Raw genomic sequence first — 15,222 nt, forward strand, 5'->3', positions numbered from 1 at the left:
GCCTGCGGCCGCATCCGGCGCCCTCGTCCCGCGCAGGGCCTGCACCACAGGCCCTGCGGTGTTTCACGTACGGGCAAGCACCGATGCTGCGTATGCGGGCTCTGGGCATGATCGTGTTGCACTGCAGCAAAATAACCATCATGTCTTCCCACGTGCTTGATCGCCGAACCTTGTTGAGCCTTCTGGGGCTGGCTCCTCTTTGGTCGCTCCCTGTGCTCGGCTCGGCCGAGCTGCTGACGATTGCCGTGGGCGGCCAGGGCCTGCTGTACTACCTGCCGCTGGTGATTGCGCAGCAGCTGGGTTATTTCGAGGCCGAAGGCCTGGCCGTGCGCATTGAGGACTATCCAGGCGGATCGCAGTCGCTGCAGGCCCTGGAGTCGGGCGCCGCCGATGTCTGCGCGGGCGCCTATGAACACACGCTTCTTGCCCAGCAGCGCGGCAGCCAACTGCGGGCCTTCGTCGTGCAGGGGCGTGCACCCCAGATCGCGCTGGGCGTGGCTGCGCGCTGGATGCCGCGCTACCAGACGCTGGCCGATCTGCGCGGGCGGCGCGTGGGTGTTTCCTCGCTGGGCGCATCCACGGCCCGGGCCATGCAGCTGATGCTGCTGGGCGATGGCCTGGATCCCGCTGCGGTGCAACTGGTGGGCGTGGGCTCGGGGCCCGATGCCATGGAGGCGCTGCGCACCGGGCGTGTGCATGCGCTGTGCCATGCGGACCCGCTGATGAGCGTGCTGGAGGACAAGGGCGCCGTGCGCATCGTGCGGGACCTGCGTGATCTGCGCAGCAGCGCGCAGTTGTACGGCGGCTCCATGCCCTCGGGCACGCTGTATGCGACACAGGCCTTCTTGCGCAGGAACCCGGCCAAGGCGCAGGCGCTCAGCAACGCCATGGTGCGCTCGCTCAAGTGGCTGCAGACTGCCGCGCCCATGGACGTGCTGCGGGCCGTGCCTGCGCCCTATCTGCTGGGCTCCCGGCGCGCCTATCTGTCGGCATTCGAGCACATGCGCACCACGATTTCGCCCGATGGGATGATGCCCGATGACGGGCCCGCCACGGCCCTGCGTGCGCTGGTCCGGCTCGACCCTGCGCTGGCGCGCGGCGGCATTGACCTGGAGCGCTCGTACACCAACGAATTCGTGCGCCAGTCCCGCCAGCGCTTTCACACCTGAGCCCGGCGGCCGCACGCAAAAAAGCCCGCGAAAGCGGGCTCCGTGAAGCGGGTGCCAGAGGGATTCCTCAGCGCTTTTTCACCTTGGATGGCTTGCCGCCGCGCTGTGCCGTGGTGACGGCCGTCTTGGCGTTGCGGCTTTGCGGCTGAACGGCCACCTTGCGTGCGGTTCCCGTGGACTTGGCTGCGCGGGCGTTGCCGCCGCTGCTGGCGCGTACCGGCAGATAGGCCACCAGCGACTGGCCTGCATGCAGCGTGGCCGAGGACTTCAGGTCATTCCAGTCCGCCAGGTTGGACACGCTGACGCCGTAGCGGTTGGCCACGCTGATCAGCGTGTCGCGCTTGCGTGCCTTGATGGTGGTGCGGCGCGTGATGATCTCGGGGGCAAAGCTGATCTGGCCGTTGTCGGCCACGTGGCCGGCCACGTCGGCACGCACGTTGGCGCCGCGCGGCACCATGAGCGCGGAGCCGGCCTTGATCAGCATGCGCGGCGGAATGTTGTTGAGGGCGCGCAGGTCGGACTCGCCCAGGCCCACGCGCTGGGCCGCCTCGGCCACGCTGATGGTGGAGGGCACGGTCCAGACGGTCCAGCTCGCGTACTGGCCTTCGTCGAAGGCCTGCATGTTGCGGCGAAACACCTTGGCGTTGTCCCAGGGCAGCAGGATCTCCGGCGTGCCGGCCGCAAAGATCACCGGCTTGCGAAAGCTGGGATTCAGCGCCTTGAAGTCCTCGGTCGATACGTCGGCCAGCTTGGCCACCAGTTCCACGTCGATGTCGCGGGTGATGGTGACGGTCTGGAAGTAGGGGTGGTTTTCGATCACCGGCAGCTCGGTGTTGAACGCATCGGGGTTGGCCACGATGTTCTTGACGGCCTGCAGCTTGGGCACGTACATGCGGGTCTCGGCCGGCATCTGCAGGTCGGTGTAGCCCGTGGGCAGCCCCAGCTTCTCGTTGCGCTTGATGGCGCGGCCCACGCTGCCTTCGCCCCAGTTGTACGCGGCCAGGGCCAGGTGCCAGTCGCCGAACATGTCATAGAGCTTTTGCAGGTAGTCCAGCGCGGCGCGCGTGGAGGCCAGCACGTCGCGGCGGTCGTCGCGGAAGGCGTTCTGCTTGAGGTCGAAATAGGTGCCGGTGGCCGGCATGAACTGCCACATGCCGGCCGCCTTGGCGGTGGAGACGGCCTGCGGGTTGAAGGCACTCTCGATATAGGGCAGCAGCGCCAGCTCGGTGGGCATGTTGCGCCGCTCCAGTTCCTCGACGATGTGGAACAGGTATTTGCTGGAGCGCTCGGTCATGCGCTGTATGTAGTCGGGACGGCTGGCGTACCACTGCTCGCGGTCCTTGACCAGATCCTGGTCCAGGTCGGGCATGGCAAAGCCCTGGCGGATGCGTACCCACAGATCGCCCGTGGTCTCCAGCGAGGCCACGTCGCCGTTGCTGGCACTGCCTGTGCCCAGCGGGCTCAGCGGCCCTTTGGGATACATGGGGGAGTGGGGTGCGGGGCTGGGGGAGGGATCCGTCGTACCGGCCAAGTCCGGGCCGCTGGTGGTGGCGCAGCCGGCAAGAACCAGCAGGCTGCCCAGCAGCAGGGTGTGTAGCAGTTTCATCAGAAGACGTTTTTCCATTGGCGCAGGCCGGCCAGCACGCTGGCAGGGTCCTGCTGTCTCACCTGTGCGTCGAAGCCTGCGGCGGCCGCGGCCACCGCGGATTCGCGCGTTCTCAGAAAGGGATTGATGGAGCGCTCGGTCTCCATCAGGGATGGCAGCGTGGGCCGACCGGCCTCGCGCAACGCCTGACAATGCCGCTGGTAGTGAGCCAGGGTTTCGTTGTTTGGTTCCACGGCCTGAGCAAAGCGCAGGTTGGACATTGTGTACTCATGTGCGCAGCACACCAGTGTATTGCCCGGCAGCGAGGCCAGATCGTCCAGCGATTGCTGCATCTGCTGCGCAGTGCCCTCGAACAGGCGGCCGCATCCCCCGGAAAACAGCGTGTCGCCGCAAAACAGCACGGGCTGTGCCTGTGCCGCCGTGCTGTAGAAGGCAATGTGGCCGCTGGTATGGCCTGGCACATCGATGACCTGCCAGGGGCCGCCCAGCGCCTGCACGGCATCGCCTCCCTGCACGCGCTGAACGGGTTCGGGCAACTGCTCGTAGGCAGGACCCCAGACCTGGGCGCCCGTGGCCTGGTGCAGCTGGGCCACGCCACCGACATGATCGGCATGGTGGTGGGTGACTAAAATGCCCTGCAGCTGCAGGCCCAGCCGGTGCAACGTGGCGAGCACGGGCGCTGCATCGCCGGGATCGACGACCAGGGCCTGCCCGGCGTCATGCAGCAGCCAGATGTAGTTGTCGGAAAAAGCAGGAATGGGCAACAGGTTCATGAGCAGCAAAATTATAGGGATGCATCACTGGACGCAATCTGCCCTCGGCCACTACCTGCTGGAATGGGAGCAGCAGCGCTGCGACGAGGCGGTGGCCGATATTTTCGGCTATCACAGCCTGCAGCTGGGCATGCCCATGCTCCAGGGGCTGCGTGCCAACCGCATGCCGCACCGCTGGCTGGCGCTGGATTCCACGCAGGATGCGGCGCCAGCGGACGGCGCCGCCCCGCTGGAGGTTCCCGTGGCGCTGCTGGCCGATCCCGCCGCGCTGCCATTTCCCGAGGCCAGCCTCGACCTGGTCGTGATGCCCCATACGCTGGAGACCTCGCCGGACCCGCATGCCGTGCTGCGCGAGGCGGCCAGGGTGCTGATGCCTGAAGGCCGCATCGTGGTGTGCGGACTCAACCCTGCCAGTTTGCTGGGCGTGCAGCGGCGTGCCGAGCGTGGCGTGTACCTGCCCGATGTGGGCTGGGGCGTGGGTTACTGGCGGCTGCGCGACTGGCTGCGATTGCTGGCCTTCGAGATCGAGGCCGTGCAATTCGGCTGTTATCGTCCCGCCGTGCAGACGGATCGCTGGCTGCGCCGCTGGCAGTTCATGGACCGCGTGGGACGGCTGGGCTGGCCCATGCTGGGCGGCGTGTACTGCGTGGTGGCCGTCAAGCGTGTGCCGGGTGCGCGCATGCTGGAGCCTGCCTGGCGCGGCCGCGCGGTCGTGTCGGGCGCCACGGTGCCGGTCGCCCGTCGCATGCCGGCACAGGCCGCGCCGGACGGTGATCTGCATTCCAACCGGCCTGACGGCCGGGCCATTCATATCAAGGATTTTTTTTGAATCAAGTTGTTATCTATACGGACGGTGCCTGCAAGGGCAATCCGGGTCCTGGCGGCTGGGGCGTGGTGCTGGAGGCTGGCAGCGCCAGGAAGGAGCTGTTCGGCGGCGAGCTGAACACCACCAACAATCGCATGGAGATGATGGCCGTGATCGAGGCGCTGTCTGCGCTCAGGCGGCCCTGCGACGTGGTGCTCTACATCGACAGCCAGTACGTGCTCAAGGGCATCACCGAGTGGATCCACGGCTGGAAGGCCAAGGGCTGGAAGACGGCCTCCAAGGAGCCCGTCAAGAACGTGGAGCTGTGGCAGCGGCTGGACGCCCTGGTGCAGGGGGGCGGGCACCGCATCGACTGGCGCTGGGTCAAGGGCCATGCGGGCGATCCCGGCAACGAGCGCGCCGACGCGCTGGCCAACATGGGCGTGGATCAGGCGCTGGGACGCTGAACGCCTTGTGCGGGACAGGTGCAATGCCTGTCCCTTGCTCCTCTTCCCGAGGACTACCTCAAACGCGGTAGATGAAAACCCCAGACACAGGACTCGATGGGTGCAGCTAATATTTCCATAAGTGGAAATTAATGCGCGCCCTGCCAGGCATCTTCCGTGGCGTGGTGTTTGAAATTGCCACTTGTGGAATTTTTAAACCATCTCACGATGAAAGAGCCTTGCGATGAAATACAAAGCAATTGCCGCATTGGCGATGCTGGGCGGCGCGGGAGCGGCGCTGGCCCAGAGTTCGGTGACGCTGTACGGCAGCATGGACCTGACCATGCCCTGGATCAGCGATGTGCGAGGGAGCCGGCTGACGCGCATGGATTCGGCCATCTCCCAGCCTGACCTTTGGGGCCTGCGCGGCTCCGAGGACCTGGGGGGCGGCCTGAAGGCCTCGTTCCAGCTGGAAAACGGATTCCTCACGGACATCGGCTCGCCGATCTCGCCCACCAGCTACTTCAACCGGGCTTCCTGGGTGGGCCTGGACAGTGCTTCGCTGGGCACGCTGCGGCTGGGGCGCCAGGTCGATTTCACGGCCGGCACGCTGAGCCAATGGGGCAATGGCTACCAGCTCTACAACTTCTATCTGTACCACCCGGGCAACCTGGACGGCCTGTCCAGCCAGTTCCCCGTGGACAACTCCGTGGTCTACCTGACGCCGCGCATGGGCGGTATGCAGTTCGGCGCGCAGTATGGATTTGGCGAGGTGCCGGGCCGCTCGCAGGCCAACCGTACCTACAGCGTCATGGGCAGCTATTCCAGTGCCAAGCTCAATCTGGCCGTGGCCTACACCGATGCGCGTGGCCGTGCCTTCGATATCGCCGGGCGCACGGGCCTGGCGAACGCGCTGGGCCAGGACCTGGTGGCGGGCCGGCCGCTGGTGCTCGATACCTTCCAGGTGCTGGGCATCGGCGGCGGCTACCAGCTCGATGCGCTTCCGGTCCGGCTCAACGCGCTGCTCACGCGCTCCACGCTCAAGTATGGCGCAGCCTCCAGCCACATGAGCGCGCTCGACCTGGGCCTGGCCTGGCAGACCAGCCAGGCGGTGACCATCAACACCGGCTACTCCTTCAGCCGTTTCGAGCAGACGAAGTGGAACCAGGTCCACCTGGGCGCGCGCTACGCCTTCTCCAAGCGCACGCAGCTGCATGCCTCGGTCACGCACCAGCGCGCCTCCGATGGCGTGGCGGCGATGAATTCCGTGGGCGTTGCCAGCGGGCGCACGCAGACCGTGATTGCGGCAGGCATACACCACTCGTTCTGAGAGGCATGAGACATGCAGCCCGGTCGATGCGGGCGCATTGGAGACCCCACGATGAAATTCACCCTCAATTCCCGAAGCGTGGCCTTTGACGGCGACGGGCAGACCCCCTTGCTGTGGGTGCTGCGTGACCACTTCAAGCTGCCGGGCACCAAGTTCGGCTGCGGCATCAGCATGTGCGGGGCCTGCACGGTCCATGTCGATGGCGAGCCCGTGCGTTCCTGCGTGCTGCCCGTCTCGACGGTGGGCGGCAAGGCGGTAACGACCATCGAAGGACTGTCCAGCAACCGCTCCCACCCCATCCAGAAGGCCTGGATGGACAAGGACGTGCCGCAGTGCGGCTACTGCCAGTCCGGCATGGTCATGGCCGCTGCAGCACTGCTCAAGGCCCATCCGCAGCCCACCGATGCGCAGATCGACGAGGCCATGACCAATCTGTGCCGCTGCGCCACCTACCACCGCATCCGGGAGGCCATCCATGCCGCAGCGTCCAAGCAATGAACGGGGCCGCGTGGCCGATTCGGCCATCTCGCTGCGGCGCAGGCACCTGCTCCAGAGCGCCGCTGCGCTGCTGGTGGCGCCTGCTGCAGGCAGCCTGCTGATTCCGCTGGCGCAGGCCGCGCCGCCGGCAGCCGGTGCGGCGGCGGCAGCAGCCATCGGCGACTGGGTCTGGATCGAGCCTTCGGGCCAGGTGGTGATCGGCGTTTCGCAGTGCGAGGTCGGCCAGGGTATCTACACAGGCCTGCCCCAGGTGCTGGCCGATGAACTGGATGCCGACTGGGCCAGCGTGACCGTGCGCTTCGTCACGGGGCGCGACGCCTACCGCAACGATGCGGGCGAGATGCCGTTCCAGCAGTTCGTGGGTGCGTCGATGTCGATGAACTATTTCTATGAACGCATGCGCCTGGCCGGCGCCCAGGCGCGCGATGTGCTGCTGCGCGCCGGCGCAAGCCGCCTGGGTGTGCGTGCCTCCCAGTGCATGACGCGTGCCGGCCGCGTGCTGCACCCCGCGACGGGCCGCAGCGTGGGGTATGGCGAGATCGTGGCTGATGCCTCCAGGCTGCCCCTGGCCGCGCGGCCGCGCATGAAGTCGGCTTCCGAGCAGGGCCTGATCGGCCGCAACCTGCGCCGTGTGGATACGCCTTCCAAGGTCGACGGCAGCGCGGTGTTCGGCATCGATGTCGAGGTGCCCGGCATGCTGATCGGCGCCGTGCGCATGGCGCCCAGCGTGACGGGGCGCATCGTGCGCATCCGCAACGAGGCAGAGGTGCGCGCGCGCCCCGGCGTGCATGCCGTCGTGCGCACCACGCAGTGGCCCGACCCCGAGCCCAGCACCGTGGTCGTGGTGGCCGATTCGTACTGGATTGCCAAGCAGGCTGCCGATGCGCTGGACATCGAATTCGACGCCGGCGCGGCGGCCGGCGTGGACAGCGAGCGCATCCATGCGCAGTTCGTCGCAGGCTTGTCGAACGACAAGGCCGTCGTTGCCCGCAGCCTGGGCAAGCCGCGTGAAGTGCTGGCGGCCGGCAAGACCATCACGGCCGACTACCACTCGCCCTACATCACGCACGCCACCATGGAGCCGCTGGCCGCCACTGTCCATGTGCGCGACGCCGAGGTCGAGACCTGGGGCCCCTACCAGGGCCAGGACTTCCTGCGCGGCGAACTCGGCAAGGCCTGCGGCGTGCCTGCAGACAAGGTGATCGTGCACACCACGTTCCTGGGCGGCAGCTTCGGGCGCAAGTACATGCCCGACTTCGCCTTGCATGCGGCAGCGGCATCCAAGGCCGTGGGCCGGCCCGTCAAGGTCATCCGCTCGCGTGAGGACGACATACGGCATTCCTACTACCGGCCCGGTGCCTCGGGGCGGCTGAGTGCCGTGCTGGGCGCCGACGGCCTGCCTGCCGCGCTGCATGCACGCATCTCGGGCCAGTCGCTGTACGGGGCCATCAACCCCAAGAAGATGGCCGATGCAGGCGGCTGGGACGAGACCATGGTCGAGTCCATCTACGACCTGATCTACGGCGTGCCCAACCTGCTGGTGGATGCCGTGGACGTGCAGCAGCCCATACCGCTGAGCTATCTGCGCAGCGTGGGCACCACGTCCAGCGTGTTCTTCCTGGAAAGCTTCATCAGCGAGCTGGCCCACACCGCAGGCGTGGACGACTACCAGTACCGGCGCCGCCTGCTGGCCGGCCAGCCGCTGGCGCTGGGCGTGCTGGATGCGGCGGCGCGCGCCGCGCGCTGGGAGCAGCCCGCGCCGGCAGGCCTGCACCGCGCCATGACCTTCAACGTCTACACGGGGCGGGGCGAGAGCTTCCAGACCTTCGTCGCACTGGTCATGGAATTGCGTGTTGTGCAAGGCCGCGTGCGGCTGGAGCGTGCCATCTGCGCGATTGATGCGGGCCGCGTGGTCAATCCGGGCCTGGTCAAGGCCAATGTGGAAGGCGGCATCGGCTTTGCGCTGACCAACACCTTCAAGAGCCGGCTGGACTTCGACAAGGGCGCGGTACAGCAAAGCAACTTCCACGACTACCCGCTGCTGCAACTGTCCGAAATGCCCCGCGTGGAGGTGGTCCTGGTCGAAAGCGACCGGCCGCCCCAGGGCTGCGGCGAAGTGGCCCTGGGCCCCACGGCGCCTGCCGTGGCCACGGCCATGTTCCATGCCACGGGCCGGCGGTTCCGCTCCATGCCGCTGCCGCAGGACATCGCGTCCACCTGATCACCCCCCAACCCGCTTTTTTTGAGAAAAGGAATTTCATGCAAGTCGAACACATCACCCCGTGCATAGGATCGGAGATATACGGCATCGATCTCTCGGACCCGGCGCAGGTGCATGACCATGCGGACGCGCTGCGCAAGCTGCTGGCCGAGCGCCAGGTCATCTTCTTCCGCGACCAGACGCTGGACCCTGCGCAGCAGGTGCGCGTGGCCCAGGTGTTCGGCAAGGTCGAGCCCGTGTCCTCCACCTTTCCCTCGCACCCGGACGATCCCCATGTCGAGCTGCTGATCAGCCAGGGCACGCGCACCGGCACCGACATCTGGCATGCCGACCTGACCTGGCAGACCAAGCCGCCCGCCGGTGCCTGCCTCTACGCCGTGGACGTGCCGCCCACGGGCGGCGACACCATGTGGGCCAGCATGACCACGGCCTTCGCCTCGCTGGCGCCCGAGCTGCAGGCCTATCTGCGCACGCTGCGCGCCACCCACAACTGGGAGGCGCCGGCCCTGAGGCAAAGCCTGATGCGCCGCGATCCCTCGGGCGAGGCCTATCGGGCCACGCGCCTCAAGCATCCGCCGCTGGAGCAGCCCGTGGTCCTGGTGCACCCGGTGACCTGCCTGCCCGTGGCCTTTGTGAACTCGCTCTACACCACGCACATCGAGGGCGTGACCAGCGACGAGAGCGCGGCCCTGATCGCCATGCTCAGCGGCCTGGCCAAGGTGCCTGAATGGCAGGTGCGCTTTCGCTGGCGCAAGGGCTCGGTGGCCATCTGGGACAACCTGGCCACCCAGCATTACGCGGTCAACGACTACCACCCCGCAGCGCGGCGCATGCACCGCGTGGCGATACGCCAGGCGTGAGCCCGGCCCCGGCCTTTGCTGAAAATGACAAAACCCACGATGAAAGCCCATCCCATGAAAGCGAAACGCAAAACGCTTGCCCTAGGCATGGCCCTGGCCATGGCCCTGCTGGCCGGTCCTGCCCAGGCGCAGGCCTATCCCCACAAGCCCGTCACCATCGTCGTGGCCTATCCCGCAGGCGGTGACACCGATGCGCTGGCGCGCCTGCTGGGCGAGAAGCTGTCGGCCCGCATCGGACAGTCGGTGCTTGTGGACAACCGCGCAGGCGCCAGCGGCACCATCGGCAGCAGCTATGTGGCCAAGGCGCCGGCCGATGGCTATACGCTGCTGCTGGCGCCCAATACCTTTGCCATGGCCCAGCTGGTGCTCAAGCTGGGCGCAGGCCACGGATATGACGTGCTCAACGGATTCACGCCCGTGATCGAGGTCGGCTCCACATCGCTGTTCCTTGTCGCCGGACCCGGCGCGGGCGTGCGCACGCTCAAGGAGGCCGTGTCCGCGAGCCAGGGCCGTTCGCTGGGCTACGCCACCCCGGGCAATGGCTCGCCCATGCACTTTCTGGGCGAGATGGTCCGGCGCGCCACGGGCGCCCGCTTCGAGTCCATTCCCTACAAGGGCGTGGCGCCTGCGGTCACGGACGTGGTGGGCGGCCATGTGCCCTTCACCTACAGCACGCTGGGCTCCATCGCGCCCTACCTGCCCGGCGGCAAGCTGGTGGCGCTGGCCGTGGCCGACGCCCAGCGCTCGCCGCTTGCGCCTGACGTGCCCACGCTGGCCGAGCTGGGCTACAAGGACGTGGAGCTGACGGCCTGGTATGGCCTGTTCGGCCCCAGGAACATGCCTGCCGACGTGGTCAGGCTGCTGAATACGCACCTGAACGAGGTCCTCAAGATGCCCGACGTGGTGGCACGCATGGCCACGCTGGGAACCGTCCCTGTGGGCGGCCCGCCGCAGCGCCTGGGCAAGACCAACGCCAGCGACTTCGAGCGCTTCGGGCGGCTGGTCAAGGAGCTGGGCATACAGTCCGACTGAGGGCAGCGCACCGGACGAAAGGAGGGAGCAGCGAGCGCCGGCGCAAGTCAATCCGGGTGGTGGCCCGGGTGTGGTGGGTGGTCTTGCGCCGGCGCATCCTGCCTGATGCGCTCGGCCAGCAGGTGGGACATGAAGTGCAGATAGTGCTCGACCTGCTGGTCTGCCTGCGGCCCTTCCCCGAACAGTTCGGCCAGCAGCGGCCGTGCCGTGGGCAGGAAGGCCGAAATGCTGAGGATGGCCAGGTGGATGAAGCGCGGGTCCACCTGTGCCGGGTGGCTGGCCTGCGCTCCGTCCATCAGCATGGTCGAGGTCAGCTCCAGCCCGCGCCGCGTGATGCGCTGCAGCGGCGTGCCCGAGGGCGGAGGCTCTTCTTCGCTTTCATAGTGGTAGATCTCGGACAGCGCCAGCCGCTCGAACTGCGGGTGCTCGCGCATGAAATCCAGCCGCAGCAGCAGGCGCTGGTAGACGCGCTCTTCCACCGTGCCCTGCGTCCTGAGCGCCACTTCCATGCGGTTTTGCAACTCGCGCATCAGGGACTCCGTCACTTCCTGCAGCAGTCCCTTGAGGCTGCTGAAGTAGTAGCGCACCAGCGCCCGCGTGACGCCGGCCGCCGCCGCGATTTCCAGAATGCTCAGTTGCTCCGGCGTGCGGGTCTTGAGCAGGTTGACCGTGGTCTGCAGGATGATGTCCCGGCCGACGGCATCGTCAGCCAGCGGGCGGCCGCTGTTGCGGCGGGGCTTCTTGGGCGCGGAATCGGCAGGCTTCTTTTGGGACGGCATGCGGGCCATTGTCGGCGATACACAGGCAGCGGCTGCGCCGCAAGTGTCAGGGTTGGGCGGTGATGCGGGCCAGCGCGTCCTCGATCTCGCGGGCCTGCTGGGGCCGCACCAGCCTTTGCATCTCCTGCCCGTCACGCAGAAAGACCAGGGTGGGCCAGAGCTTGACGCGGTAGCTGCGTCCCAGGGCCCTGCCGGGGCCGTCTTCCACCTTGATGTGGGCCACCTGCGGGGCGGCATCCAGCGCCTGGGCAATCAGCGGTTGCGCGCGCTGGCAGTGGCCGCACCAGGCGGTGCCGAACTCCAGCAAGGTAGCGCCGGGCAGCGTATCGACGGTGCTGCGATCGGGGGCGTCGGTCAGGTGCTTGGACTGGAAGGGCATGGGGCAATCTCCTGTCAGGGAAAGGCCTGCAGCGGCAGGATGGACACGGTTTCGCCGGCTTGCACGGCAGCGCGCTCATGTTCGAGCACGATGAGGCAGTCGGCCTCGGCCATGGAACTGAGTACGCCCGAGCCCTGCGGCCCCGTGGTGCGCACCATGCAGCGGCCATCGGCGCCCTTGGACAGAATGCCGCGCTGGTACTCGGTGCGGCCGGGCCGCTTGGACAGGGCCTGCGCAGCCACAGCCTGGGGCAGGGCGGCCGATTCACCGTCCACGGCGGCGGCGCCCATGAGCTGCAGCAGCGCCGGCCGTACAAAGACCAGAAAGCTCACCATGGCAGCCACGGGATTGCCGGGCAGGCCGATCAGTACCGTGGTGCGTGCCGGTGGCCGGCTGGCGGCAAATGGCGTGCCCGCATCGGGTTGCAACAGCCCCACGGCCAGCGGCCGGCCGGGCCGCATGGCCAGTCGCCAGAAATGAACGCTGCCCATGCGTTGCAGCATGGCGCGCGTATGGTCGGCCTCGCCCGCACTGATGCCGCCGCTGGTCAGCACCACGTCGGCCAGGGAGGCGGCTTCGCGCAGGCGCTCCTGCAAGGCTTCGGGCTGGTCGGCCACCACGCCCAGGTCCAGCACCTTGACGCCCATGCGCTGCAGCAGGCCGATGAGGCTGAAGCGGTTGCTGTCGTAGACCGCCCCTTCGCGCAGCGCCGTGCCGGGGTGCAGGATTTCATCGCCCGTGGAGAAATAGGCCACGCGCAGCCGCCTGCGAACATGCACCTGAGACTGGCCCAGGCTGGCGATCAGGCCCAGGGCCGCCGGATGCAGGCGCTGGCCCGCCGCCAGCGCCACGCAGCCCTGGCTCAGATCCTCGCCGCGCCTGCGGCGGTTGTCTCCGGTGCGCACGCTGCCGGCGGGGATGCGTACATGGTCGGGCGAGGCCGCATCGGCGGGCTCGGTGCGTTCGTGCGCGATCACCGTGTCCAGACCGGGCGGCAGCACGGCGCCCGTCATGATCTTGATGCACTCGCCCGCCCGCACCGTGCCATGCCAGGGCTTGCCGGCCAGGGCCTGGCCGACCACGCGCAGCACCAGCGGGGCGCCGGCCTGCAGCTGGCTGCCGTCGAAGGCATAGCCATCCATGGCGGCGTTGTCATGTGCGGGCACGTCGATGGGGGAGACGATGTCTTCGGCCAGCATGCGGTCCAGCGCGTCGGCCAGCGCCAGTGTTTCCACATCCGCCACCGGGCCCAGGGGCTGCAGCAGGCTGGCCAGCTGGGACAGTGCCTGATCAACGCTCAGGTCCTGGGCGGAGGCGATGGGGGCGGAGGCGGGCTGGAAGGTGGCGGTCATCAGAACGGAATCCGGTGGGGCAAGGCCGGTCACGGCGGCGTCACGGGCACACAGGCCGCGGCCTGCGCCAGGGCCTGCAGCTCCTGCTGCGTGTTGGCGTTGGCAAAGGCCAGCGGGCTGTCGTCCGCGCGATCGAAGAGGGCGGTGGCGCAGCGGTGCTGGCCCGTCCAGGCATCGATCTTGCGGCCGCCCGAACGTATGAAGGACTGCAGGCTATCACGCAGCGATGACCGCATCAGGCAGAACACGGGCTGGGCCCGCAGCCTGGATTGATCTGTATCAAGCGAGCGTTCCCAGCCATGGGCGACGACGATGTCGGCCGCAGGCTGCTGCGCCAGCGCAGCCTGCGCGAGCCGCTGTACAAGGTCCTGGGGGAACAGCGGCGTGTCGCAGGGCACGCAGACCAGCCAGGGTGTCTGGCAATGGGTGAGGCCGCTCAGAAAGCCGGCCAGCGGGCCGGGGTAGTCGGGTTCGGCATCGGGCCAGACCGGGGCACCATAGGGGGCGCCCAGTTGCGCATAGGCCTCGGTATGGCGATTGGCGTTGAGCATCAGATGCCCGACCTGGGGCGCAAGGCGGCTGAGCGCGTGGCCCGCCAGCGGCTGGCCCAGAAAGGGCTGCAGGCCCTTGTCGATGCCGCCCATGCGCATGCCGCGCCCGCCTGCCAGCACGCAGCCCGTGATGTCGCTCAAGGGCAGGGTGTCGGGCAGGGAGGAAACGGGCATGTGTGGCTTGTGATGGAGAAACCGAGGGGAAGGGGAAAGGGAGCCGCGCGCGCCGCGCGGGCTCAGCCGCCGATGTAGCTCATCTCTATGCGCCTGCGCTGCGTGTCCGTGCTGGACGGCAGGCTGGCGCGCAGTTCGGAATAGCGGTCGGTGCGCTGCTGCCAGATGGGGGCCAGCGCGGCTGCCACTTCCTCGTCGCTGGCGCCGCTGCGCAGCAGGCTGCGCAGGTCCCAGCCTTCGGAGGCGAACAGGCACAGGTACAGCCGGCCCTCGGTGGACAGGCGCGCACGGTTGCAGTCGCCGCAAAAGGCGTGGGTGACGCTGCTGATCACGCCGACCTCGCCCAGCGAGGGATCGTGCAGGCCCTGCGCATCGGCATATCCCCAGCGCACGGCGGTCTCGCCCAGGCTGCTGGCCTGCAGCGGCACCAGGGGCAGCTCGGCGCGCAGCCGGGCGATGACTTCGTCGGAGGGCAGGACCTCGTTCATGCGCCAGCCGTTGGTCGCGCCCACGTCCATGTATTCGATGAAGCGCAAGGTCACGCCGGTACCCTGGAAGTGGCGCGCCATAGGCAGGATCTGGTCCTCGTTGGTGCCGCGCTTGACCACCATGTTGACCTTGATGTTGCCCAGGCCTGCCGCCTGGGCCGCCTCGATGCCGGCCAGCACGTCGGAGACCGGAAAGTCCACGTCGTTCATGCTGCGGAACACCGCGTCGTCCAGCCCGTCCAGGCTGACGGTAACGCGGTTCAGGCCGGCCGCCTTGAGCGCCCGGGCCTTGCGCGCCAGCAGCGAGCCGTTGGTGGTCAGCGTCAGGTCCAGCGGATGGCCGTCGGGCGTGCGCAGGGCAGACAGCTGCTCCACCAGCGTTTCCACGTTCTTGCGCAGCAGCGGCTCGCCGCCGGTCAGGCGGATCTTGCGCACGCCATGCTGCACGAACAGGCGGGCCGTGCGCGTGATCTCCTCGAAGCTCAGCAGCGAGCCGTGCGGCAGGTAGCGGTAGTTCTTGTCGAAGACTTCCTTGGGCATGCAGTAGCTGCAGCGGAAGTTGCAGCGGTCGGTGATGCTGATGCGCAGGTCGCGCAGCGGCCGGCCAAGCCTGTCACGCAGATCGCCGGTGGGCGCCTGCAGCAGTCTTGGCACGGTGGCCGGGCGAGTCGGGGCGCGCTCGTCGACCAGGGGGATCACTCGTTCTGCCATGCCCGCGATTTTGCCCGAATGCCTATGTCCAGGCTCTGCGCAAGCCTG

15 protein-coding genes are annotated in these 15,222 nt (G+C 67.9%); 8 read left to right on the forward strand and 7 right to left on the reverse strand.

What is annotated here, in order from left to right; all coding sequences use genetic code 11:
• The first annotated feature begins 83 nt into the window (after positions 1–83).
• Entirely contained in the window at positions 84–1,169 is a 1,086-nt protein-coding gene (locus tag ACF8ML_RS11380; protein ID WP_016447445.1) for an ABC transporter substrate-binding protein, read from the forward strand.
• 67 nt (positions 1,170–1,236) lie between these two features.
• On the opposite strand, the gene ACF8ML_RS11385 is transcribed toward ACF8ML_RS11380, so the two are convergent.
• On the reverse strand, positions 1,237–2,775 hold the full coding sequence (locus tag ACF8ML_RS11385; RefSeq protein ID WP_016451348.1) for a transglycosylase SLT domain-containing protein: 1,539 nt from the start codon (positions 2,773–2,775) through the stop codon (positions 1,237–1,239).
• On the reverse strand, positions 2,775–3,548 hold the full coding sequence (gene gloB, locus ACF8ML_RS11390; RefSeq protein WP_016447443.1) for a hydroxyacylglutathione hydrolase: 774 nt from the start codon (positions 3,546–3,548) through the stop codon (positions 2,775–2,777). Before gloB ends, ACF8ML_RS11385 begins: the two co-directional genes overlap by 1 nt.
• A 19-nt stretch (positions 3,549–3,567) precedes the next feature.
• Here gloB and ACF8ML_RS11395 point away from each other — a divergent pair, with 19 nt between their 5' ends.
• The 7 genes from ACF8ML_RS11395 to ACF8ML_RS11425 all read left to right on the forward strand — a co-directional run bounded on the left by ACF8ML_RS11395 (position 3,568) and on the right by ACF8ML_RS11425 (position 10,740).
• On the forward strand, positions 3,568–4,377 hold the full coding sequence (locus ACF8ML_RS11395) for a class I SAM-dependent methyltransferase (protein WP_017404536.1): 810 nt from the start codon (positions 3,568–3,570) through the stop codon (positions 4,375–4,377).
• Positions 4,374–4,820, forward strand: a complete 447-nt coding sequence (gene rnhA / locus ACF8ML_RS11400; protein WP_016447441.1) for a ribonuclease HI — start codon at positions 4,374–4,376, stop codon at positions 4,818–4,820. The genes ACF8ML_RS11395 and rnhA overlap by 4 nt, the downstream gene beginning before the upstream one ends.
• Before the next feature lie 223 nt (positions 4,821–5,043).
• Entirely contained in the window at positions 5,044–6,129 is a 1,086-nt protein-coding gene (locus ACF8ML_RS11405) for a porin (RefSeq protein WP_034365538.1), read from the forward strand.
• A gap of 51 nt (positions 6,130–6,180) precedes the next feature.
• Positions 6,181–6,627: a (2Fe-2S)-binding protein gene (locus ACF8ML_RS11410; protein WP_017404538.1), complete on the forward strand. Its 447-nt coding sequence runs from the start codon at positions 6,181–6,183 to the stop codon at positions 6,625–6,627.
• Entirely contained in the window at positions 6,605–8,848 is a 2,244-nt protein-coding gene (locus tag ACF8ML_RS11415; RefSeq protein ID WP_392408026.1) for a molybdopterin cofactor-binding domain-containing protein, read from the forward strand. The genes ACF8ML_RS11410 and ACF8ML_RS11415 overlap by 23 nt, the downstream gene beginning before the upstream one ends.
• A gap of 38 nt (positions 8,849–8,886) precedes the next feature.
• Positions 8,887–9,708, forward strand: coding sequence for a TauD/TfdA family dioxygenase (locus tag ACF8ML_RS11420; RefSeq protein ID WP_016451352.1), 822 nt, complete (start codon positions 8,887–8,889; stop codon positions 9,706–9,708).
• Positions 9,709–9,762: 54 nt separating this feature from the next.
• Complete coding sequence (locus ACF8ML_RS11425; protein WP_026062757.1) at positions 9,763–10,740, forward strand: tripartite tricarboxylate transporter substrate binding protein; 978 nt, start codon at positions 9,763–9,765, stop codon at positions 10,738–10,740.
• A gap of 47 nt (positions 10,741–10,787) precedes the next feature.
• Here ACF8ML_RS11425 and ACF8ML_RS11430 read toward each other — a convergent pair whose 3' ends face one another.
• From ACF8ML_RS11430 to moaA, 5 genes are all read right to left on the reverse strand, one after another.
• A complete protein-coding gene (locus ACF8ML_RS11430; protein ID WP_392408028.1) occupies positions 10,788–11,519 on the reverse strand; it encodes a TetR/AcrR family transcriptional regulator in 732 nt (243 codons plus the stop codon).
• A 46-nt stretch (positions 11,520–11,565) separates the two neighbouring features.
• Entirely contained in the window at positions 11,566–11,898 is a 333-nt protein-coding gene (locus tag ACF8ML_RS11435; protein WP_392408029.1) for a thioredoxin family protein, read from the reverse strand.
• Positions 11,899–11,912: 14 nt separating this feature from the next.
• On the reverse strand, positions 11,913–13,250 hold the full coding sequence (gene glp, locus ACF8ML_RS11440; RefSeq protein ID WP_047326770.1) for a gephyrin-like molybdotransferase Glp: 1,338 nt from the start codon (positions 13,248–13,250) through the stop codon (positions 11,913–11,915).
• Between the two features lie 29 nt (positions 13,251–13,279).
• Positions 13,280–13,975: a molybdenum cofactor guanylyltransferase MobA gene (gene mobA, locus ACF8ML_RS11445; protein ID WP_074921390.1), complete on the reverse strand. Its 696-nt coding sequence runs from the start codon at positions 13,973–13,975 to the stop codon at positions 13,280–13,282.
• A gap of 62 nt (positions 13,976–14,037) precedes the next feature.
• Positions 14,038–15,174 (reverse strand): GTP 3',8-cyclase MoaA, encoded by a 1,137-nt coding sequence (moaA, locus tag ACF8ML_RS11450; protein WP_016447431.1) that lies wholly within the window; start codon positions 15,172–15,174, stop codon positions 14,038–14,040.
• Positions 15,175–15,222 lie beyond the last annotated feature (48 nt).

Source organism: Delftia sp. WSY_10 (assembly GCF_043104705.1).
GTDB lineage: Bacteria > Pseudomonadota > Gammaproteobacteria > Burkholderiales > Burkholderiaceae_C > Comamonas > Comamonas tsuruhatensis.

What these genes read in the sequence shown, in the direction of transcription:
- ACF8ML_RS11380 (WP_016447445.1), top strand. Translation starts at nt 84, where the DNA reads ATGCTGCGTATGCGGGCTCTGGGCATGATCGTGTTGCACTGCAGCAAA.
- ACF8ML_RS11385 (WP_016451348.1), bottom strand. Translation starts at nt 2,775, where the DNA reads ATGAAACTGCTACACACCCTGCTGCTGGGCAGCCTGCTGGTTCTTGCC.
- gloB (WP_016447443.1), bottom strand. Translation starts at nt 3,548, where the DNA reads ATGAACCTGTTGCCCATTCCTGCTTTTTCCGACAACTACATCTGGCTG.
- ACF8ML_RS11395 (WP_017404536.1), top strand. Translation starts at nt 3,568, where the DNA reads ATGCATCACTGGACGCAATCTGCCCTCGGCCACTACCTGCTGGAATGG.
- ACF8ML_RS11405 (WP_034365538.1), top strand. Translation starts at nt 5,044, where the DNA reads ATGAAATACAAAGCAATTGCCGCATTGGCGATGCTGGGCGGCGCGGGA.
- ACF8ML_RS11410 (WP_017404538.1), top strand. Translation starts at nt 6,181, where the DNA reads ATGAAATTCACCCTCAATTCCCGAAGCGTGGCCTTTGACGGCGACGGG.
- ACF8ML_RS11415 (WP_392408026.1), top strand. Translation starts at nt 6,605, where the DNA reads ATGCCGCAGCGTCCAAGCAATGAACGGGGCCGCGTGGCCGATTCGGCC.
- ACF8ML_RS11420 (WP_016451352.1), top strand. Translation starts at nt 8,887, where the DNA reads ATGCAAGTCGAACACATCACCCCGTGCATAGGATCGGAGATATACGGC.
- ACF8ML_RS11425 (WP_026062757.1), top strand. Translation starts at nt 9,763, where the DNA reads ATGAAAGCGAAACGCAAAACGCTTGCCCTAGGCATGGCCCTGGCCATG.
- ACF8ML_RS11430 (WP_392408028.1), bottom strand. Translation starts at nt 11,519, where the DNA reads ATGCCGTCCCAAAAGAAGCCTGCCGATTCCGCGCCCAAGAAGCCCCGC.
- ACF8ML_RS11435 (WP_392408029.1), bottom strand. Translation starts at nt 11,898, where the DNA reads ATGCCCTTCCAGTCCAAGCACCTGACCGACGCCCCCGATCGCAGCACC.
- glp (WP_047326770.1), bottom strand. Translation starts at nt 13,250, where the DNA reads ATGACCGCCACCTTCCAGCCCGCCTCCGCCCCCATCGCCTCCGCCCAG.
- mobA (WP_074921390.1), bottom strand. Translation starts at nt 13,975, where the DNA reads ATGCCCGTTTCCTCCCTGCCCGACACCCTGCCCTTGAGCGACATCACG.
- moaA (WP_016447431.1), bottom strand. Translation starts at nt 15,174, where the DNA reads ATGGCAGAACGAGTGATCCCCCTGGTCGACGAGCGCGCCCCGACTCGC.